Origin of the sequence: Bacteroides sp. AM54-2NS (genome assembly GCF_003602935.1) — a bacterium.
Classification (GTDB): Bacteria; Bacteroidota; Bacteroidia; order Bacteroidales; family Bacteroidaceae; genus Bacteroides; species Bacteroides xylanisolvens.
In genome coordinates this window covers 67,565-87,666 of sequence record NZ_QTMZ01000006.1, presented here as the reverse complement: position 1 = coordinate 87,666, position 20,102 = coordinate 67,565, and the positions used below count along the sequence as shown (strand labels likewise).

Below are 20,102 nucleotides of genomic sequence, written 5' to 3'. Positions count from 1 at the left end.
ATGAGCAATGCCAAATGGTCTAAGTTACTAAAAGCTATTGCAGAATCAGATATTAAGTACATTGCAAGTGAAGTCCTTGCAAAAGATCTTGTGTGTGATACTCTTTGGCATATACTTCTTGCAGATTATCTTGGGAATGGGAAATACACAGCAGATGGCATAGCTGGGGCAATAAGGACTAAGAATATAGAATATGTCATTATCCCCTTTGAATCAATAAACGAATTATCCAGAATGAAAGATTTAATTGAAAAGATTGGGAAATTTGAATATGATATTGATAATGAAAAACTAATTATAAAAATATTTGGATACCGATAACACATAGCTAACCGACTGAATAAGCGGAACGCTGCCGGACATTAGTAACCATAAAAATAGCGAAGAATATGAAACAAAAACTTATAGAACGATTGAGTACATTTCTCAATAAACATAAAATGCGTGGTACTCCCGCTACGGACGAACAAATAGAACAAGCCGAAAAAGTGTTGAATGTAAAGTTTAGTTCTGACTATATTGATTTTATCAAACACTTTGGTCGTGCTTGGGCAGACATTGAAATTTTTGCTTTTGAAGGTAATGAAACTGTTGTAGGTTATACTCAATCTTTGAGAGAAGTTCATGCGGAAACTTCAGAAAACTATGCTGTTGCAGATGATGGAGCAGGAAATCCAATTATGATTAATCCTAAAGGAGAAGTGCTAATATTTTATCATGATAATGGAGAGAATGAAATTTTAGCTTCATCACTTGAAGTTTTTATAGAAGAGAACTTTGAAGAATGGTGAAATGGGTTACTAACAAACAGCATACCGCTTAAAGCGGCACGCTGTCAAGCATTAGCATATCACTAATCAAATTAAGAATGAAAGTAAAACAACAGATAATAAACTTCTATCAGATACTTAAAGAGTTACCTGATAACGAAGAATATAATGTAGAAGGCATTAGAAATAGAGTTTCGATGAAAGCTGATAATCTATTATTTACTTTGGACAACAAGGGTAATCAAGGTATAGATATAGATGCAAAAATATTCTCTTTCTTATCTTTTGTAAAAGGATATGATATGCCAAGATTTGAGGATAACTATTACCTATTCACAAAAGAAGATTTGGACAGAGAATATAAAGCATTAGGAGATATAGAATCATTAAATGGAAATGAAATAGATTGCTAACAAACAGATAAAGCACCTTAATATTCGATTATTTGCCGAACATTACCAACAGAGTAAAAAATGAAAGTATATAGAATAGCAATAAATATGATTAAGCAAACCAAGATTTTAAAATTTATAATCCCTATTGTAGTATTCATTCTATTGTATGCTGTCTCAACAATTAGAAACAACAATGTAAGAAAGGATGGCATACAGAGTGAGAGTATAAATCCTTATATTCCGGTAGCCGCACAGATTACAATGGATAAGTTGTCGGGCGTGCTGAAAAACGTACAGGCAGGACGAACGGAATATGATTTTACGGGGCGATATCCCAATGACTCACATTCTCTGCGGATGCCCAAATATCCGAAAAACCTTTCATTGCTGTCGGACTCACAGAAGGAGCTTTTACCAGTTTCCCATCTTTCTCCATGTATCCGGTAGTTGTTTCCGACGGATTGATATAGTCTTTGTTCTTTTTAAAAGTCTGATGCACATTGGCAGTAGTCGTTACATCTTCCTGTTTCACTTTTGCCAAATCCTCACCAAAATAAGTTTGTTGCAACCCAAGATAGTCAATCTGATACTTTTTCACGAAATCATGATACGGCATTTTGCCTACTTTTTCAATGATAGAAGCCAGTAACAGGAAGTTTGTCGCACTTTGCTTCACATTAGTACCAGGTTCAAAAGCCAAAGGAAGACTTTCGACTGTCTTAATCAGTTGCAAGGCTGATAATCTTCCGACACATTGAATCCCGCCTGCGCACGGTAATCCGCAATACCGGAACTGTGCTGCAACAATTGAAGAATACTGATATTTTTCCAATTTTCCGGAATATCCTTAAGATACTTTCCGATAGGATCGTTCAGTTTCAATTTCTCTTTTTCATATAGTTGCATCACCGCTACAGCGGCGTAACCCTGTGAAATTGGTCCTACCGGCCAAAGAGTTTTTGCCGCAGCCAGATTTCCTTTTTCAAAATCTGTCACTCCATAGCCTACAACACGCGGAATGTAAGGAGCCTGAACAATGGCAAGTGTCATACCCGGTATCCCCTGCTCTTCTATAAATTCGTAAATCATCTGATCAATAGCCTTTCCTTGGTAGGCTACATGTACATTTCCTCTCCCTGCCTGTGGCAGTTGATTTTCATACTTCTTCATAATACTTTCTCCTCTCTGAGCTAAAATCATTCCCGACATTAGTAATGCTGTTAGAAATAATAAATTCTTTCTCATAATTCTCCATTTAATAAGTAGTTTATTCTATTGTTTTTCTGATGTTGCAAAGATATGAGGTTGAAAATAGATAAGAAATGACGATATAGCATATATAGTTAGCTATTATTCCCGAAAGAGGATTATTATAGCTTATCTTTGTGGAGAGACTGGGTATAGAGATGCTATACGCTTCTTCTCTCTGCCTGATAACTTGATATAGATGTACGAATGTAAACAGAAAACAGGCAATTACGAATTATACAACATACGATTGTGTTATTGACTGCCAAAGGATGAAATTGTATAGGATAGAGGAAAAAACTAACAGATTCCTTTGTGAATAATTAGACAAAACCGTATTTTTAGAGGCATAATTATATATAGCAAAACAATATGAATATAATTTACTGATAAACAAAACATTAAAAATCCGTTGGACGATATTTTGAAGAAGAGATTTAATAAAATACTTAGAAAAAATAACAACGAAACATTAAATGATCGCTGTTAGCATAACGTTAGCAACTGATTAAAACAGGTGAAATATGGAAATAAACTTTATAGCAAATGATATAGTATATGAAGTAACAGAAGACAATTCATATTTAGTCGGTTTCGCAGATGATAAGAATGAACCCAAAGAATATGTAATTGTCGAAAGAGCATTAGAGTTTGATGAACAGGATATTAAATTGGGTATGGATTCATACTACTTTGAATATTCAGATCAATCTAATTCTGGTTATGGTTTATGTAGTAAAGTCGTCATACGTCAAAATGAGATTGTCTTTTCAGTAAAACATAAATATGAAGACGATATTACTTCAATAACTGTGTCATATAAGGATAATGCAATTGAAGATATAAAAGAGTATAGAAAAATGCTTTCAAATATCTTTGGAGATATTTTGATTATTGAATAAGTTGCTAACAAACAGCACTACTGCTTAAAGCGGAACGCTGCTGGACATTATCGACAGAGGAAAAAATGAAAGTATTATAGAATAGCAATAAATATGATTAATCAAACCAAGATTTTTAAATTTATAATCCCTATTGTAGTATTTATTCTATTGTATGCTGTCTCAACAATTAGAAACAACAATGTAAGAAAGGATGGCATATATTCTATAGTAACTCTTGTTAAATACAGTTCTGCTTATAGAGGGCAAAGTGCAAAATATGAATTTGTATATAATAAGACTTTATATAAAGGAAGTTTTTTTATATCATTTGCCGAGAGTAAAAACACTCCAATCGGAACCCGTTACTTTGTAACATTCTTAGCAAAAGCCCCCGACCGACATCTAATATTAGACAGCGTACCATCCTGGTTTACTCTAAAAGCACCAGATAAAGGATGGAAAACATTACCTACACAAAAACAACTACGAATAATGATGAAAGATAGCTTGAATTAAAATGCTGACACCGAACTTAATTTATAAATTAATAAACGAAAAATGAAACAGAATGAGATTAATTCGTGGGGAGTTGTGCAAATGTATAAGCCCTACCGTTGTAAAGAGGGTATTTATTCTTACATACCTGCCAAGTCATTCAAGCCTTCCCGTAAAATAGAGAAGAATATGAATTTTTCATATAGCCTGTTTTTATCTAATATTCCGCACTATGACGGGAAAAAGAAACATTCCTCCCAACAGATAAAACTATTTTTATCAGTTATCAGAAAGAAGTGTATATTGCATTGGAAAAACATCTGAAAGAAATAAAATACAATGAATAAAAGAATTATTTCATTTATCTGTGTAGGATTGGTCGCAACAAGTTGCGTATCCTCACTCTGTTTCTATGATTATTTTGCCAACGATGGCACTACCAGCAATCCCATCTATTGGATTTTCGACTTTTTCCAGTTATCCATACTGCTGGGACAAGCCGGAATAGGCGCTTATGCTATCAATGCGCTTCTACGACAGAAGAAAGAAGCAATTTCTTCTCTAGGATATTTTGCGGCTCACGTATTTCTGCAAAATATAACTCCCTTGCTCCAAGCATGGTCTGCGGCTGTCATTACAGAATATCCGCAATGGTTGCTGATAAGTCAGGTCGGTTTTAGCATTGCTCTTTTTACTGCTTTGTTCATCATTCAGTCTGCATCCTTATTCAAGAAGTCTGAATATATTCCCCGGCTGTTGATGGCTGCATTTTATATCAACTGCGTATATACGGCACTTACCGTCATCGGATTAATTATTACCCTGTAATGATTGCATATAAACAGAATCCAGAACAGCACCTTCCCAATGAATAGCAGGCGGGTATTGTTTCCAACCTTTTTCCGGTGGGGACAGTACCCATGTGGGGACAAACTCGTCCCCCAAAGCCTTATTGTATTCAGGGTTGCTGACGGCATACCTCACTATAATACGCAAAGGATTGCTGACACCCAAAAATTTGGGATATGTCGTTGTAGTATTATATTTCACCCCATCCACATAAAAACCGAACTGGCGTACCTTATGTCCCCCTTTAATGACACCCGACACTTTTTCATAAGTGGCTAAAGTGTATCGATTGCCTTCTGCCAACGCACGGGCTTTATGTATGCTATTATACCATGTCCAGCCGGAACCTGACATTGCGAAAAGATATAAAAGGTAAATGGATAACGAAGTCTTTTTCCCATCCGTAGCCCACTGCTTTTTCAATAGCGAGCCTACTATCATAACAAAAGCCCCCACCCCTAACAGGGAGACACAAACCAAAACCGGAATATTCATGTACTCTATCATACTGTTTTAGAATATTCTTTTCTTCAAATAATATACCCAAAAATCAATAGCTTTGCCGATAACGACACCAAAAACACTAAGTGCCAACGCTATGTAAGCTGCAACAATGAACGGTTGTTCGTCTATCCACTTATTGACAAGTACGGACATCCGGGAAAAGACACCACCCGCAACAGTCAGAACGATGGTCAGCAATATGTATCTCCACCAGCTTATCCTGTCTGTTTGAATCTATTTCGTCATCTTTTAAATACCTGACAAGCCACAGGCACGGAACAAACAGAAACAACATGAAAAATGCAATAATCGCCATTTCTTCCCCAGAGATTTCATGCAATCCTCTGCCGAAAAAGCGAAAACCGAATATTATTGCTATACAGGAAGTTATCATTTATGCCACTATTTTTAGTTTGTATTCTTAATCGTACATTCTTTCTCAATAGCCTGACAATTCGTTTCCCGGCTATCTTAATTCTTACCACCGAAAGCGCATCTACGAAGAATAGAATTGTATCGGCTTTGTTACTAATAACTCCTGATTCATATCGGATTCTTTAGTTTACAAAGTTACGGATATGACAGGAAAAAGACAAATTTAAATCAAGAAAAGATAATAAACACGCGGATATACGATATTGATAACAATAACAAACAGCACTTCAATCTGCAAAGCAAGCATCCGGAGATACCTGTATCGTTTCAATAGAGATCAACAATTAGACTGATAGGTACTTTCAACTAATCTTTTTTCATACATTGTGTTTTAAGTAAGGTAATCGGAAGACTGTGAATCAATGGAGCATTCCTGCAGTGTTGAAGTAAGTCTTCCTTGACCTTAAGTTGATAAAAAGAGGTAGAACAGGCCGGATTCGAACCAGCAATATCCACCGTTAAGAAGTAAGCCCCGGTTGACCTCATTTCAGATAATCCCGAAGCTACTGTCCTACCTCTATATTTGTTTTTTGTGGAGCAGGCCGGAGTCGAACCGACGACCATCTCTACCCACTGAGCTACTGCCCCTTTACGAAATAGGAAAACAGATAATCGTGCTGGTAATGTTCTACCTTAAAGAGTGTGTTGAAGTAACCCGTACTTGACCTGTTTTCTTATTTCTTCGACAAAGATAGGCGTAGTGGTGCGCAACCTTTTTGCGTAACTCAAACTTTTTTGCTGTTTTCTCGAAAAAACAGTAAAAAATGAATAAACAAGACTTATTTTGTAAAAATACAGAAGAAATACGAAGACATATAGGTGATAACTCAACAGTTTTCCTACTTTTGTGTATAGTAGAGATATTACTCTCTCCCAACAATAAACACACAATATTATGAAAAGAGCATTTATTTATAAAGATGAGAAATCTCATAAATTTTGGTGGATTGATTATAGTGGCTGTGATTTTGCTGTAAACTATGGTAAGTTCGACAGTATCGGTAAATTTGAAATCAAAGACTTCGATACAGAAGAAGAATGCCTGAAACAAGCAGAGAAACTTATTCACTCGAAAAAGAAAAAAGGATATGTAGAAGACGCCAACTTCGACTTCATGCACAGATTTTATATTGATTCCGAAGAATATGGTTTGCACCCCAAAACTTCTCATCCCCGATTTACCGAACACTTCACGGAAGAACTCTATTATGATTGCGTAGACGAAGAAGCACCTTTTGGTAGCGATGAGGGAAGTGATACATTAGATTCTCTTGAAGAAACGATCAGAAAAAATCCCAAACTCAACTTTCTTGATTATCCCAAGTATCTGATAGAACACGACTGGGGCATGGAATATATTCCTGTTGAAAGTCTTGACCCCGAAGTGGTTAAAAAACTAGCTTCAAAGAAAGAAATGGATATGACACAAAGCGACATGGTGACTTACGCTACTGCCTTTGGACAAATCAAAATCACTGGGCGTCTCTCACCCAAATTACAAGAACAGGGAGTTAAAGCTATCAAAAGATTAGCTTTACTTTGGGGAAATGGGGTGACCGAGATTCAAAGCAGAATGATTGATGACTTACTTTCATTTCCTATCGACAAGGACTAATAATATGAAACTAATAGATAGTAAATATATGAGAATAATAGAGATTAGGAACTACACTATGAGGTGTGGTTATTAACGCATTAGCAACAATCAAATCATTATCGTTATTATGGATATAGAAAGAATACTTAAAACAAGAGAAAATGCAATATACTACGGCATTGGTGAATACCAAAAAGACTGCTTTGGTTGGTTGGTGGAAATGCTCCAGCTTGTTTTGATGATAAGTATTTATCGGACAAAGATAATCTCTATTTTTATCTAACATTTCAAAACCCTTTAAATCCCAACAAGCAAATATCTATTTTCACTCCGGAATTTGATGTTGCATTGGAATATAACACATATCCCGATTGTAAATTGTTGTTGGTTGAACATGAATTAAGTAGTCAAAGCAAAAGTGATAGATATAAACACCCCGAAATAGATGAAATTTATTCAATATACGAAATGAGTACAGAAAAAGATATGCCTGAAAAAAATTGTGCAATCAAATTTGGGGGTAATGTAATGCCTATTCAATGGGGATTAGATAATGATGGTAAAGTGGTTAAAGATGGAAATAGCTTCATTTTTCAAATCAACGAAATTTGCATAAAAGATATTTCTGTTTTCATGGCTGGCTGTATATATGTTTATGGAAAAATTGAAGGTAATAAAGTCACAAATCCATTTGTGGCATACTGGGAATATTCCTAATAACGATAAATTGATTAATTATTTCAAATAGGTTGCTAACAACGAAAGATAGCATCTGACGATGCTCCTTTCTAACCATTATAAGCAATAGAAAAACGGAAACAATATGATAAAATACATTTCGGGAGATATATTACAGAGTAAAGATGAGTACATAGCACAAGGTGTAGCTGTTGGCTCACAAGAAGGATTAGGAACTGGGCTTGCCTTTAAGCTGTCAAGTCAATTCCCTGAAATCCAAAAACTCTTTAAGAAGTACACACGAAACACTAAGTTCCAGGCTGGCAATGTGTTTATAGGAGAAATCAAAGGTTTCTCTCCGGGTATAATCTACATCGCTACACAACCCGATATGTATCATGCGGAACTCACATATCTGAATAAAGGTTTGAAACGCTTGAAAAAAGTGTGCGAAAGCAGAGGTATCAAAACCGTGTCGCTACCGAAAATAGGTGCAGGGCTGGGTAAGTTAGATTGGAATAGTGAGGTCAAACCTTTGCTTGAAAGTATTTTATCAGATTGTGAAACGGTATTCAATGTATATGAAGATTACAAGATTGAATACGAAATTTAGCTTACAACATACACCTGTCCTGCCTAACGGCGGCAAGCTGCAAACCATTATCAGCATAAAACATTAATACAAAAAAGAATGTTGATAATGAAATAGGAAATAAAAGAATTAATTGATTTTTGACTGTAATTTATCTATATAGCTATGTCACTTATTATTAATAACAATTGCCACATGATATGGAACAAAAGAAATTAACTGAATTATCATTAGACGAGCTTTGGCAATTATTCCCCATAACCCTGACTGCACACCAAGACTATTGGGCAGATTGGTATAAGGAAGAAGCGGAGTTGCTGAAAGAGAGACTTCCCTGTATTGAACGTATTAGCCATATAGGTAGCACAGCAATTAAAGGAATTTGGGCAAAGCCTACCATAGATATACTTGTGGAAATCCCAAGAGAAGAAAAAGTCGTCGATTTGAAAGGTACAATTGAAAGATGCGGCTATATCTGCATGGCAGAGAACGACAGTCGCATTGATTTCAATAAAGGTTATACATTACAAGGATTTGCCGAACGGGTATTTCATCTACACTTATGTTATGAGGGAGATAATGATGAATTGTATTTCAGAGATTATCTTCAAACAAATACAGCTATTGCGAAAGAATATGAACGGCTTAAACTTGATTTATGGAAACAATATGAACATGACAGAAATATGTACACTTCCCACAAAGGTGATTTCGTAGAACAATATACACAGAAAGGGAAACTGCTTTTTACAGGCAGATACGACAATAAGTAATAAAAAAGCTCTTCTAAATATAAATCCCAAATAGATATAAGCTTAAGCTAGTATAAAACGATGCAGGCATCTGGAGATACCTGCATCGTTTCAATAGAGATCAACGATTTGCCTTGCGGTTCTTCACTTCTTCCACAAGTTTGGTAAAGGATTTCTCCTTTTTACGTTTCTCATGTTCGGAAGCGGAGAAATGCCACGCTTCCCGACGAAGTTTCAGATAGCTCGCATAAACTTTATAATCTAATACACCACTGTTAACTGCTTCTAAAACAGCACATCCGGGTTCGTTGATATGTTTGCAATCTTTAAAGCGACACAATTCAGCATAATCGGAGATTTCCAACACTTCGGCAAGAGAATCGGGATTGTCAATGGCCAAGCCAAATTCACGGACGCCCGGAGTGTCGATTAAAACACCCGAACTGTCCATCAATACCATTTCACGACGGGTCGAAGTATGACGGCCTTTTCCTGTGGACAGGCTTATATCAGATGTGAGCAATACCGGCTTTTCACAAAGAGCATTCACCAAAGAGCTTTTCCCGACACCCGAAGAACCGACAAACACAACCGTTTCGCCTTCCGATATGGACTTCCGTAACCGGACAATTGTTTCGAGCTGATGAATACTCGTGAAAAATACGGGTATCTGACTGGAGATATGTTTTATTTGTTCCTCAACACTCTGTCTGTCAAAATCTAAATCGGCTTTATTAAGAACCAATACAGAGCTGATATTTTCCTCCATTATCTGAACCATAAAGCGTTCTACCCTGCGAACATTGAAATTATCATCAAGGCTCTGCACAATAAATGCCTTATCGACATAAGAAGCAATGGCCTGCTTATCAGCAACCGTGCCACTTTTCTTGCGATACAATGTCCGCTCACGAGGCAAACTATCAACTATAATCCCTTTATGTTCATCGAACGGTTGAAAAATGACCCAATCACCTGTACAAGGTAATTCATCATCCGATTTTCCATACATCATATTTCCCGTGAGTTCACACTGAAACAATCCGTTTCCGGAAATTACCTCGTAGCAAGTACGGTGTACAATGGAAACACGCCCATGAGCAAGGGCACTATATATTGATTCTTGTTTTAGCTGATTGAGTTTCTCATTCCAACCATAAATAGTTAGGTTATCGTCGGATTTGTGAATTGTTTGATTTTCGTTATTCATGATCTTAATATATAGAGCGCACACGTTGAAAAGCATAACAATGCTTTTCACACCATTGTACGCAAGTTAAAAATTGAATTTATAAAAATATAGAAAACACCCTCGAATGGAATCATCCGAGAGCAAACGAAAGGACAACCTGTGTCAGAAACACAGATTGTTTATCAAACCAAATCCGATTTATTATTTTTAGTCATGCCACAAAGATAGGCATTTTTTATTTGATGGCAAAACGGGCAGTCATTTCATATCTCAACTTGATGACACGGTACTGTTCGGTAGCAGCCGTCCCCATGCTGACATTGCTCTGTGCCTGAAAAGGAAGATAACGGCTTATATTATTATCAACAGGTTCTACAATACGGATCACTTCACCCAATTCCTGCCCCATCGCTTCCACCAAGTAAGATGCTTTTTCACGGGCAGCTTTCAATGCTTCAATCTTACCTTGCTTCCGATACATTGGCAAATCCTTATGCTTCAATTCTCCGATGCGCATGGACTCAATTCCCCATGTGTTGACAGAACGGATAATGGAATTGATCTGCTCAAAATCGGTCAACCGGATATCCAATTGCTTACCTATCAGAAATTCCTTTCCTCTCTGGCGCCAATAATCCCCTATTTCCTGTGTACGGATAGCATCATCCGCTATTCCGATTTTGCGCAAACTCCGACGCAAATCCTTTTCAATCATAGCCAATGGCACTTTCGTCCGAAAATCTTCTTCTTTATTAGATTTACCTGTGTACTCTTCCTGCCAATACTCCTTAATCTGAATCAGAAAATGTATTTCATCCGGAACGACTTCAATCTCCGAAGAACCTGTCACTTCAATATATTTCCCATCACTTTCTTGAGCATTGACAACCATACTCCATGCAAACAAAACAAAAGCTAATAAAAATACCTTTTTCATATCTTTGATTTTATAGTACAACCTCATTTACAGCATCCGAATGATTATATCACAAAGCTATTAAAAAAAACTGTAAAATCGATCTTATCCCAAAATATCAATCAAGCTTTTTCGATCTATCAAAATAATATCTCCATTCTTTACCTTACACTTTGGAGACGTCTTACCGGAAAGCAAAGAAATATTTCCTTCTTCAAAAAAATGCTTCAACCGGGTAGTGGAAAGAGAAAAACACCTTTTTATCAATGATAATAATTTCAGGTTCAATTCAAAATCACATTCGATCCGAATACTTATTATCACGTTGTTCATATTCATAATATCTTCGAAGGAGATATTACTTATCACCTCATATTCAACGCTATCGTAGTCTATTTGAAGCTTGTTCTTACTTGCCATTCCGGCTGAAAAGGCATACTGCCAAGCCACTTCTCGATCATTCATAGAAAAGCTATGAAACAGTTTTTTATCAATCAAGTCCGGTTTGGTACGTGACAGCAAAGTCATATTACAAGTGTTATCGCACTTCACGCATCTGTAAATCAGCCAGACATCAATGTTCTTTTTCTGTGCATTCATCCTGAACTTATCACTGCAATAAAAGCGGTCACTCTCACAGTGGCTGCATTTTTTAATCAATAAAGGAGTATTCTTCACCTTTATCTCCCATGTAAATGTTGTTTCCATAATTATACAAAAGCTATTATCTTTCTTTGTGAATCAAATCTTTTTCTCCGCAAAGTTGGATATTAGCCATTTGTATAATTCACAAGATGTCACAAGACGACATGAAATTTATTTGTCCAGCTCATCCATCATCTTTATAATTTTATCTTTCAACTTATCAAGAAACTGCGTCCGACTCTTCTTCCGGTTTCTGATTTCCAGGAATATGCGATAAAAGTCTCCAATCTCAATATTGAAAAGAGTCTCGCAGCAGAAGGCTATGTCTTTTAAACTGGTATTTCCATTGTTGAAGCATTTGCCCGCATACAGGGCATAGATAAACTCAACCAAAGCAACCTTGCTGTCCGTCCACTGCAATAGCCGGTTTTCTACCATTGAAGTGAATTTCAAATGAAGTTCCTCTGATAATATCTCTATTTGAGCAGACAGGTATTCCGCTAAACGATTGTTGGCTATGATTTCAGCCACACTTGAATCATGCAGGGTAGTGAAAGAAGAATCCCTGTCCAGCAACCCGAAACGGGTGTCTGCAAGAATATCATAGTTTCTTCTGACAAAATATTGTTCGTCGAGTTCCGTCCTGCCGGTACGGTAATAATCATAGAAGGAATTATTCAGGAAGTATTTTTTCAGGTTCTCCAGTTCCGACTTCAGATATTTGCATTGGGAAGACGGAGATTCGCCGATACGCTTCTTTTCAATCTGATACAAGCGGACATAAAACATCAACAGCCCGGAAATCTGTGGTTTCCAGGTCTTAAAGAAAAGAATTTCTTCTTTCGGATTCGGAAATTGGTATTCGGCAACGGCGGATTTCAACAGAATAAGAGACATCTGTATGACATCAATAATCTGCTTAATCTTATCTAGTGGGGCAATCGGCTGTCGCTCAATTCTTTCAATCTCTTTTTCTATGTTCTGCTTACTATTTCTTACGAAATTTTCCATTCGTTTTCATATCGCATACGTTTCGAGAAACCATGCAGTAAATAATAAAAATAACAAAATGAAAAACCGGTTCGAGTGGAATTACTCAAACGAAAGAAATTAGCCTGTGGTTCGTGAGGCTAATATTAAGCCAGAACAAATTTAAGAGTTGCGCCCAAAATAGTTGCTTTTTGATTTCAAGGGCAAATATAATCGTTTTTTATGATTATATGACGTTTTGGTGAAATTTAAAGAACAAGGTATCCGAAAAAGCATAAAAATAGTATCTTTGCCTGCGATTTATTACCAAAGATGTGATAAAGCTATTTTTAATCATTTAATAATAAAGACTATGATTAGATTAAATGTTTTCGTCCGCGTAAGCGAGACAAACCGCGAAAAAGCGATTGAGACAGCTAAAGAACTGACTGCTTGTTCTTTGAAGGAAGAAGGATGCATTGCTTATGATACTTTCGAAAGCAGTACCCGTCACGACGTTTTCATGATTTGTGAAACATGGCAGAATGCTGAAGTATTGGCAGCTCACGAGAAATCTTCTCATTTCAGCAAGTACGTAGGTATCATTCAGGAATTAGCTGAAATGAAACTAGAAAAGTTCGAATTCTAAATGAAACACGAAGAATAGATATACTATCTATCCAACTATCATCAAAAAAAGAGAGAGACATTCTTCTTCGAAAGGAAAGAATGTTTCTCTCTTCTTATTTCCAGATCTCACGGGAATAGAACTGTATGAAGTGATTAGTCCAGCTTCTTATGAATAAATGTCCCTTCAATCCAATAAGTTGCGTGATTCGATTCAAATTTCAGCAGCACATAGCCCGGATCGGTAGGACCTCCAGGAAAATGTTCGATAAACCAGTCCTGCCAAAGTTCTTGTTTCATCTTCTCGTCGGTTACCACTTCCACCGTTCCCGTTAAGGCTACGCTGTCTCCCTTATCCTGAAAGCATAATCCGGCTTTCGGGTTTGCCAGAAAGTCAATAGTCTTTAATGAGTCCGCTCCGGTAGACATCCAAATAGTAGAAATTCCGTCTGTTGCAATCTTGCTCATCGGCACAGGACGGGGATACCCCTCTTTATTTACAGAAGCAAGCACTACCACTTCACACCTCTGCAACAACTCGGTTGCTTTCTCTTTCATTGTTTTTGTTGACATAATCTTATTGGATTTATATTGCAGGCAAATATAGTGAAAATAAATTCTAATTCACAATACGCCCGTTTGCCTTAGCCTTTTGAAGCCATTCAAGGACAATTTCTTTGAGAAATTTATCTTTGTCCGCCTTTTCAACAGCCATATCCAAACCAATATATTGCTGTGCTTTTTCTTTCGTTGTAATATCCGGAAGTGGTACATTATCTGTATACCCATGCGCTACAAGCACTTTGCTGATAAGCATACGAGCTTGGAATACTTTATTTAAGCCATGCCCCAAAATACGCATGGTTTCCTGCGGGGCATGAAAAGAACCGCCATGAGAAGATACGCCGAAATCCCATCTCCACTGTGCCTGACGAATTAACAGCAAGGCTTCTTGCATTTCATTTTCTGTAGCTCCTATATCCCAAGTAAACTTCGCTTCAATATGTGCTTTTGCCAACTCCTTTTCTAAAAGTGTACGCAACTCATTTGCCTTTTGCTGACGTTCGTATACATTTTTACAGAGCGTCTCTTTATTATCACGATGACACGTCTGACAAGTGCGTTCAGTCACTGCTAACGGATTCTGAATATGGTGATCGCTATATTTTATCCCTCCTTCATCATTGTAAGGCATGTGACAGTCAGCGCACGACACACCACGCTGGGCGTGTATGCCCATCTTGAAAATTTCATAATCAGGATGTTGAGCCTTTAATATAGGGGCACGGCTCAATTTATGAATATAATCAGTAAATCCGATTTCATCATAATACTTTTCCAAATCTTCAACAGTGAAGCCCTTATCCCAAGGAAAAGTAGGATATTTTATATTCCCCTTGAAATAATACTCCGAATGACACTGTGCACAGACCAATGAACGCATTTCCTGTGGAGTAGCATGAGTGATATCTCTACCTTGACGGCTAAAAGCTTCAGTGAGCGACGGACGGCTGATATGCAAATCCATATTTTTAGGTTCATGACAATCGGCACATCCTATAGGGTTTACAATTTCGGCTCCCCATGCAGCCCACTTATTATTATAAAAGGAATCTACCCCAATAGCTTCTATCATACGGGGAACATCAGAACTTTTACACACCCAGCAACTTGCAAATTGAGGACCGTCAGCAACCCCCATAGGCGCACCAGTACGAAGTGAATGAACAATATCCTGTAAAGCGTACATATGCCCGCGCGGTGTTGAATAATCCTTAGAAAAAGCATATCCAGCCCATAATATGACCATTTCAGGACGTTGTGCTAAAACGTCGATAGAAGTTCTTCCATTTAATCTACTGTGCAAATCGGTCGATGTCGTATCCACCCACGTCTTATATTCACGTGGATAGTTTTCAGCAAAAATAATGCTGCGTGCTTCTATTCCGTTTATTTTTATCTTTTTCTTATAGTCTATATTTACAACCTCTGCGCTGTGTTCCATCAGGAATGAAATAATTACTCCCGATGCAAAAATAACAGCCATTGCAAGAGCGAATAGTACCCACCTCTGCCAGGGTTTGAACTTATCTTTCATTATTTGCTTTTTTCTTTTAAATACCTTCTGTTTATTGTACTAAATTATATTTGCCAAAGACAAAATAACGGAGAAACAACTTCCTTTTCCTACTTCTGAATGTACTTCTATACGTCCAGCCAGTCGTTCAATAATCACTTTACAAATGGAAAGTCCCAAACCACTCCCCTGCTCAAATTCATCAGTCTTGTAAAAACGATCAAAAATCATCATTAGTTCTTTATCATCAATCCCTTTGCCAGTATCTTTTACGTAAACGCAAACTTCCTGATGCTCTTTATATATTCTGCACCCCAAAGTAATAGTTCCTTCTTTGGTAAATTTATTTGCATTATTCAGGAAATTAGAGATGACTTGAGTGAAACGGAAGCAATCGATGTTAACGGGTAAGGAAACTGTTTCATCAAGTTCAAGGATAAAGCATAATGAAGGCTGAATCAATGTTTGGTAAGTGACATAAATCTCCTTTATTATTTTCGTAATGTTATGTTCCTTTATATCAAAGGATAAGTTGCCTGAATCTAAACGAGATATCTCTAATACGTCATTCACCAGTTTCAAAAGCAACTCATTATTATTATTGACTATTTCAATCATGGCAGCTTTCTCTTCCGGTTCTATTTCATCAGCCCCCTCACCTATTAATAAATTTGTGAAACCTACGATAGCATTGAGCGGTGTACGGATTTCATGACTCATATTATTTAGAAACGACTGTTTCAGCTCTGCTTTTTCTGCTATCTGTTTCGCTAGAATCAACTGTTGTTCATGCTCTACCAAGTTTTGAATATTCTGCATAATGCCTGCCAACATAATCTCCCCCTGGGCATCTTTCAAGGTACTGCATCGAAGTTCATACCATTGATAATCTGCCTCTTTCCCTCCAAAACAAAAACGTATTCGTTGTATTTGCATACTGGGAGACTGATATAATGTTTCGTAGAATGAGCTAAGCAATTGTACATCATCAGGATGGGTATATCTCATAATATCCTCTTTTGTAAATCTCCGTTGTTCCATGCCAACCAATCGTACATAATTATCATCAAATTCAAGAACACCTTCTTGAATATTCCAAAGTGAAATTTTCCCGCCATTCATAGAAAGAGTCAATCGTTTGTGCGCTTCTTCCAGCATTTGAAGATTCTTACGCTCCATCAACGAACGGCGATGTGTACGTAACAAACTAATGGTTACCAAAATAAAAGAGAGAACAAACAACCCACCCAACAAATAAAGTTCTTTTCGATAACGATCGTAAAAGGGATAGTTAATCATACGAACATTTTGCGGAACATTACTAATATCACCCGCATATTCAGAAAAATATGTCCAGTCCAGTACATACTCTTTTTCCAAATCTCTTATTTTAGGCATTCCTGTTTTTTCTTTCTTTAACAAACGTGTAGCAAGGCTAGCGGCAGCCTTCGCCGTAATACCCTCTGTAGCCATATAACCACCGACAATCTTAGCATTTTCACCGAAACCTTCACGAATACAACTAAAAGAAGGAATATTTAAAGCTGTTACTATCGGGATTGCCAGCATATCTAATTTATCCAGTAAGAACGCTTGATTTTGTTGTCTTCTCTTTGATTGTTTCAACATTACCAGCAAAGAAGATCCTTTTATATAACGAAAGGGACAGAGACTTATTGTCAGACCATTTCTTTTAGCACTATCATTTATCAAGCCGGGGGTCAGATTAAAATATTCAATCATCTCCGTCAAATGCTTATAATCACACTCTTGCACAAATGCTTTTTGATAGCCCAGAACTCTCACATTCTTCCTGTCAACCACTCGGGAAAGGCTATCGAAAGATTTATGTCCAAGAAAGGTCAGATCTATATTATAAATAATCTCCATATCATTATGGGGATACAATGTTTTTATAAAGTCGATATTACGTTTCAGATCGGGACTATCACGCAATACATAAACTTTCTGCGAATCGTATTCTTCAATCAGTTCTTCATTGGGAAAATGCACATTACAAGCTACCACAGGAATAGAAGATAATAACCGGTGACGGGTAGATAATAAAGAATTAGTTGCCTGGTCACCAACGGTCAGAATAAGGTCTGTCGATTTACTTTCTAGAAATTCAAGATATTCCCTTACATGTTCTATCCGCTCTTTCTCATCATATTTGCTACAATCAAAATAAAACTTATCAAACGTTACCTCTATCCCTTGTTTCTGAAACTCCTGATACAACAACTTTTCTATATTTCTGTTGCCAATATCATCTTTAGATATGGAGTAAATCAGGGAAATACGCTTTACCATCAAATTGTCAGTAACATACCAGTGTTTGTAATTTAGTCCACCTATAAAAACAAGCAATGAAAGAATGAATATTAAAACGTATTTATATTTGAAGTAGGTTTTGTTCATGCTTTTTTGTTTATGTTTGGCAAAAATAGCATAATTTTCACAACAAGAAAGGTATTTCACTGAAAACATCCATTAAAAACATTCATTTTTATTAAAATCAATAAATTTCCTGGTTATCAATCCTATTTCTATATTTTGCATGACCCTTTTTTGTATTATCTTTGTTTCTCTAAAACAAGGAAATAAATGAGGAACTTTGCAGCCATCGACTTTGAAACGGCCAATGGTAAACGTACAAGTGTTTGTAGTGTAGGTATTGTCATTGTAAAAGACGGTAAGATCGTGAACAAAATCTATCGTCTCATTCGTCCTGCTCCTAATTATTATACGCAATGGACAACGGCTATCCACGGATTAACTTACGACGATACGGTGGAAGCCGAAGATTTTCCCGATGTATGGGCTGAAATCAAACCATTGATAGATGGATTGCCACTTGTTGCACACAATAGTCCTTTTGATGAAGGTTGTCTTCGGGCAGTTCACGAATTGTATGACATGACTTATCCTAATTACAAATTTTATTGTACCTGCCGTACTTCCAGAAAAGTTTTCGGAAAAGATCTGCCCAATCATCAATTGCATACGGTAGCAGAACGGTGCGGATATAATTTAGAGAATCACCACCACGCACTTGCTGACGCAGAAGCTTGTGCACAAATAGCTTTGCTTATTATCCCCGATCCTCCCAAACCGAAGAAAGCAAAAAAAGCCGATAAAGATACGCATGTTGGAGACTTATTCGCCTCACTTATCCCTCAACAAGTGAAAAAGAATAAATAAAAAAAACACCACAACTATTATCACGTTCAATAATAGTCATAGTGTTTTTATAATAAAGTGCTAATTAAAACTTCAACTAAAGAATAGATTTAGCGATACCCATTTCCAAGCCACGAAGTTCTGCCAGTCCGCGAAGACGTCCCAGACAAGAATATCCCGGATTTGTCTTTTTCTTCAAATCATCAATCATCTGATGACCATGGTCGGGACGCATAGCGATAGAGCATTTACGACGTTGTTGCAGAAGAATCAGGCTCTTCATCACATTGTACATGTCTACATTCCCTTCCAGATGATTCGCTTCATAGAAGTTTCCTTCTTCGTCACGTTGTGTGCTGCGCAGGTGAACAAAGTTTACACGATCACCGAAACGTTCCATCATGCCTGCAAGGTCATTGTCGGCACGCACTCCGAAAGAACCTGTACATAAGCAAAGGCCATTGGATTCGTTAGGCACGGCTTCAATCAGTTTTTTGAAATCTTCTTCCGTACTCAAAATACGTGGCAAACCTAAAATAGTGTAAGGAGGATCGTCCGGGTGAATCACCAGCTTCACGCCTACTTCATCGGCAACAGGCGCAATTTCTTTTAAGAAGAAAATCAAGTTGGAACGGAGCTTTTCAGCGTCAATATCATTATAACGGTCTAATGCCTGCTGGAATTGTTCTACAGTGAAACTTTCTTCCGAGCCTGGAAGTCCGGCAATCATATTGCGAACCAACAGTTTCTTATCATCTTCGCTCATTTGTTCGAAACGAGCTTTTGCTTTAGCTATTTCTTCAGGAGTGTAATCTTTTTCTGCGTTCGGACGTTTCAGGATGAAAAGGTCAAAGGCTACAAAAGCCGCCTTTTCGAAACGAAGAGCTTTAGAGCCATCAGGCATTGTATAGGCAAGGTCAGTACGTGTCCAGTCCAGTACGGGCATAAAGTTATAAGTAACTACCATTACGCCACACTTCGCCAGATTACGGATACTTTCCTTATAGTTTTCAATGTATTTCATGAAGTCACCAGTCTGTGTCTTGATATGTTCGTGTACAGGTACACTTTCTACCACAGACCATGTCAGACCTACTTCTTCAATCATTTGCTTACGTTTCATGATCTCTTCTACTGTCCACACTTCACCATTCGGAATGTGATGAAGAGCATTTACTATACCGGTAGCGCCTGCCTGCTTAATATCCCACAAGCTAACGGGGTCGTTAGGACCATACCAGCGCCAAGTTTGTTCACATAAATACATATTGTTATTAAATTAAGAATTGAAAAT

22 protein-coding genes, 1 tRNA gene and 3 pseudogenes are annotated in these 20,102 nt (G+C 37.2%); 14 read left to right on the top strand and 12 right to left on the bottom strand.

Features of this window, described 5'->3' with window-relative positions:
- From DXA05_RS05670 to DXA05_RS27155, 4 genes and pseudogenes are all read left to right on the top strand, one after another.
- The gene (locus tag DXA05_RS05670) at positions 1-321 is read left to right on the top strand and encodes a hypothetical protein (protein WP_008025572.1); all 321 of its coding nucleotides are present in this window, start codon (positions 1-3) and stop codon (positions 319-321) included.
- A gap of 68 nt (positions 322-389) precedes the next feature.
- Positions 390-791 (top strand): SMI1/KNR4 family protein, encoded by a 402-nt coding sequence (locus DXA05_RS05665; protein WP_008025573.1) that lies wholly within the window; start codon positions 390-392, stop codon positions 789-791.
- 77 nt (positions 792-868) lie between these two features.
- Positions 869-1,183 carry a hypothetical protein gene (locus DXA05_RS05660; RefSeq protein WP_008025575.1) on the top strand — a complete coding sequence of 105 codons (315 nt, stop codon included), beginning with the start codon at positions 869-871 and terminating at the stop codon, positions 1,181-1,183.
- Positions 1,184-1,243: 60 nt separating this feature from the next.
- Positions 1,244-1,492 (top strand): annotated as a pseudogene (locus DXA05_RS27155) (hypothetical protein); the annotation flags it as partial.
- Position 1,493: 1 nt separating this feature from the next.
- On the opposite strand, the pseudogene DXA05_RS05650 reads toward DXA05_RS27155, so the two are convergent.
- Positions 1,494-2,410: pseudogene (locus DXA05_RS05650) on the bottom strand (serine hydrolase domain-containing protein); the annotation flags it as partial.
- Between the two features lie 527 nt (positions 2,411-2,937).
- On the opposite strand from DXA05_RS05650, the gene DXA05_RS05645 reads away from it, so the two are divergent.
- The 4 genes from DXA05_RS05645 to DXA05_RS05630 all read left to right on the top strand — a co-directional run bounded on the left by DXA05_RS05645 (position 2,938) and on the right by DXA05_RS05630 (position 4,620).
- Positions 2,938-3,315 carry an Imm10 family immunity protein gene (locus DXA05_RS05645; RefSeq protein ID WP_008025582.1) on the top strand — a complete coding sequence of 126 codons (378 nt, stop codon included), beginning with the start codon at positions 2,938-2,940 and terminating at the stop codon, positions 3,313-3,315.
- A gap of 93 nt (positions 3,316-3,408) precedes the next feature.
- A complete protein-coding gene (locus DXA05_RS05640; protein WP_008025584.1) occupies positions 3,409-3,813 on the top strand; it encodes a hypothetical protein in 405 nt (134 codons plus the stop codon).
- A 42-nt stretch (positions 3,814-3,855) separates the two neighbouring features.
- On the top strand, positions 3,856-4,116 hold the full coding sequence (locus tag DXA05_RS05635) for a hypothetical protein (protein ID WP_008025586.1): 261 nt from the start codon (positions 3,856-3,858) through the stop codon (positions 4,114-4,116).
- Positions 4,117-4,131: 15 nt separating this feature from the next.
- The gene (locus DXA05_RS05630; RefSeq protein WP_008025589.1) at positions 4,132-4,620 is read left to right on the top strand and encodes a hypothetical protein; all 489 of its coding nucleotides are present in this window, start codon (positions 4,132-4,134) and stop codon (positions 4,618-4,620) included.
- Here the strand turns inward: DXA05_RS05630 and DXA05_RS05625 are convergent.
- The 3 genes from DXA05_RS05625 to DXA05_RS26410 all read right to left on the bottom strand — a co-directional run bounded on the left by DXA05_RS05625 (position 4,603) and on the right by DXA05_RS26410 (position 6,168).
- Positions 4,603-5,148: a hypothetical protein gene (locus DXA05_RS05625; RefSeq protein WP_008025592.1), complete on the bottom strand. Its 546-nt coding sequence runs from the start codon at positions 5,146-5,148 to the stop codon at positions 4,603-4,605. The two genes, DXA05_RS05630 and DXA05_RS05625, sit on opposite strands and share 18 nt — an antisense overlap.
- A 6-nt stretch (positions 5,149-5,154) precedes the next feature.
- Positions 5,155-5,343 (bottom strand): hypothetical protein, encoded by a 189-nt coding sequence (locus DXA05_RS27150; protein ID WP_284515441.1) that lies wholly within the window; start codon positions 5,341-5,343, stop codon positions 5,155-5,157.
- Positions 5,344-6,113: 770 nt separating this feature from the next.
- Positions 6,114-6,168: transfer RNA gene (locus tag DXA05_RS26410), tRNA-OTHER, on the bottom strand.
- Positions 6,169-6,475: 307 nt separating this feature from the next.
- Between DXA05_RS26410 and DXA05_RS05610 the strand changes: the two genes are divergently transcribed.
- The 4 genes and pseudogenes from DXA05_RS05610 (at position 6,476) to DXA05_RS05595 (ending at position 9,220) form a co-directional block, all read left to right on the top strand.
- Positions 6,476-7,195, top strand: a complete 720-nt coding sequence (locus DXA05_RS05610) for a WGR domain-containing protein (protein ID WP_008643530.1) — start codon at positions 6,476-6,478, stop codon at positions 7,193-7,195.
- A 109-nt stretch (positions 7,196-7,304) separates the two neighbouring features.
- Positions 7,305-7,894, top strand: a pseudogene (locus tag DXA05_RS05605) (hypothetical protein).
- Between the two features lie 106 nt (positions 7,895-8,000).
- Positions 8,001-8,468 carry a macro domain-containing protein gene (locus DXA05_RS05600; protein ID WP_008025599.1) on the top strand — a complete coding sequence of 156 codons (468 nt, stop codon included), beginning with the start codon at positions 8,001-8,003 and terminating at the stop codon, positions 8,466-8,468.
- Positions 8,469-8,647: 179 nt separating this feature from the next.
- The gene (locus tag DXA05_RS05595) at positions 8,648-9,220 is read left to right on the top strand and encodes a GrpB family protein (protein ID WP_015532926.1); all 573 of its coding nucleotides are present in this window, start codon (positions 8,648-8,650) and stop codon (positions 9,218-9,220) included.
- 100 nt (positions 9,221-9,320) lie between these two features.
- Here DXA05_RS05595 and rsgA read toward each other — a convergent pair whose 3' ends face one another.
- The 4 genes from rsgA to DXA05_RS05575 form a co-directional block, all read right to left on the bottom strand.
- Positions 9,321-10,409: a ribosome small subunit-dependent GTPase A gene (rsgA, locus tag DXA05_RS05590; protein ID WP_009039878.1), complete on the bottom strand. Its 1,089-nt coding sequence runs from the start codon at positions 10,407-10,409 to the stop codon at positions 9,321-9,323.
- Between the two features lie 217 nt (positions 10,410-10,626).
- On the bottom strand, positions 10,627-11,328 hold the full coding sequence (locus tag DXA05_RS05585) for an SIMPL domain-containing protein (protein WP_049703320.1): 702 nt from the start codon (positions 11,326-11,328) through the stop codon (positions 10,627-10,629).
- Positions 11,329-11,412: 84 nt separating this feature from the next.
- Complete coding sequence (locus DXA05_RS05580; RefSeq protein WP_128858891.1) at positions 11,413-12,015, bottom strand: DUF1062 domain-containing protein; 603 nt, start codon at positions 12,013-12,015, stop codon at positions 11,413-11,415.
- 108 nt (positions 12,016-12,123) lie between these two features.
- Positions 12,124-12,963: an RteC domain-containing protein gene (locus DXA05_RS05575; RefSeq protein ID WP_049702480.1), complete on the bottom strand. Its 840-nt coding sequence runs from the start codon at positions 12,961-12,963 to the stop codon at positions 12,124-12,126.
- 331 nt (positions 12,964-13,294) lie between these two features.
- Here DXA05_RS05575 and DXA05_RS05570 point away from each other — a divergent pair, with 331 nt between their 5' ends.
- Positions 13,295-13,570: an antibiotic biosynthesis monooxygenase gene (locus tag DXA05_RS05570; protein ID WP_049702479.1), complete on the top strand. Its 276-nt coding sequence runs from the start codon at positions 13,295-13,297 to the stop codon at positions 13,568-13,570.
- Positions 13,571-13,704: 134 nt separating this feature from the next.
- On the opposite strand, the gene DXA05_RS05565 is transcribed toward DXA05_RS05570, so the two are convergent.
- From DXA05_RS05565 to DXA05_RS05555, 3 genes are read right to left on the bottom strand one after another with little or no spacing between them, the layout of a single operon-like run.
- Positions 13,705-14,121 carry a pyridoxamine 5'-phosphate oxidase family protein gene (locus tag DXA05_RS05565; protein WP_009039881.1) on the bottom strand — a complete coding sequence of 139 codons (417 nt, stop codon included), beginning with the start codon at positions 14,119-14,121 and terminating at the stop codon, positions 13,705-13,707.
- A 46-nt stretch (positions 14,122-14,167) separates the two neighbouring features.
- On the bottom strand, positions 14,168-15,646 hold the full coding sequence (nrfA, locus tag DXA05_RS05560) for an ammonia-forming cytochrome c nitrite reductase (RefSeq protein WP_128858890.1): 1,479 nt from the start codon (positions 15,644-15,646) through the stop codon (positions 14,168-14,170).
- A gap of 39 nt (positions 15,647-15,685) precedes the next feature.
- Positions 15,686-18,115: a HAMP domain-containing sensor histidine kinase gene (locus tag DXA05_RS05555; protein ID WP_128858889.1), complete on the bottom strand. Its 2,430-nt coding sequence runs from the start codon at positions 18,113-18,115 to the stop codon at positions 15,686-15,688.
- Between the two features lie 117 nt (positions 18,116-18,232).
- Between DXA05_RS05555 and DXA05_RS05550 the strand changes: the two genes are divergently transcribed.
- Positions 18,233-18,829, top strand: a complete 597-nt coding sequence (locus tag DXA05_RS05550; RefSeq protein ID WP_128858888.1) for a 3'-5' exonuclease — start codon at positions 18,233-18,235, stop codon at positions 18,827-18,829.
- Between the two features lie 76 nt (positions 18,830-18,905).
- Here the strand turns inward: DXA05_RS05550 and uxuA are convergent, their stop codons facing one another.
- Positions 18,906-20,075 (bottom strand): mannonate dehydratase, encoded by a 1,170-nt coding sequence (gene uxuA, locus DXA05_RS05545; RefSeq protein WP_049702477.1) that lies wholly within the window; start codon positions 20,073-20,075, stop codon positions 18,906-18,908.
- Positions 20,076-20,102 lie beyond the last annotated feature (27 nt).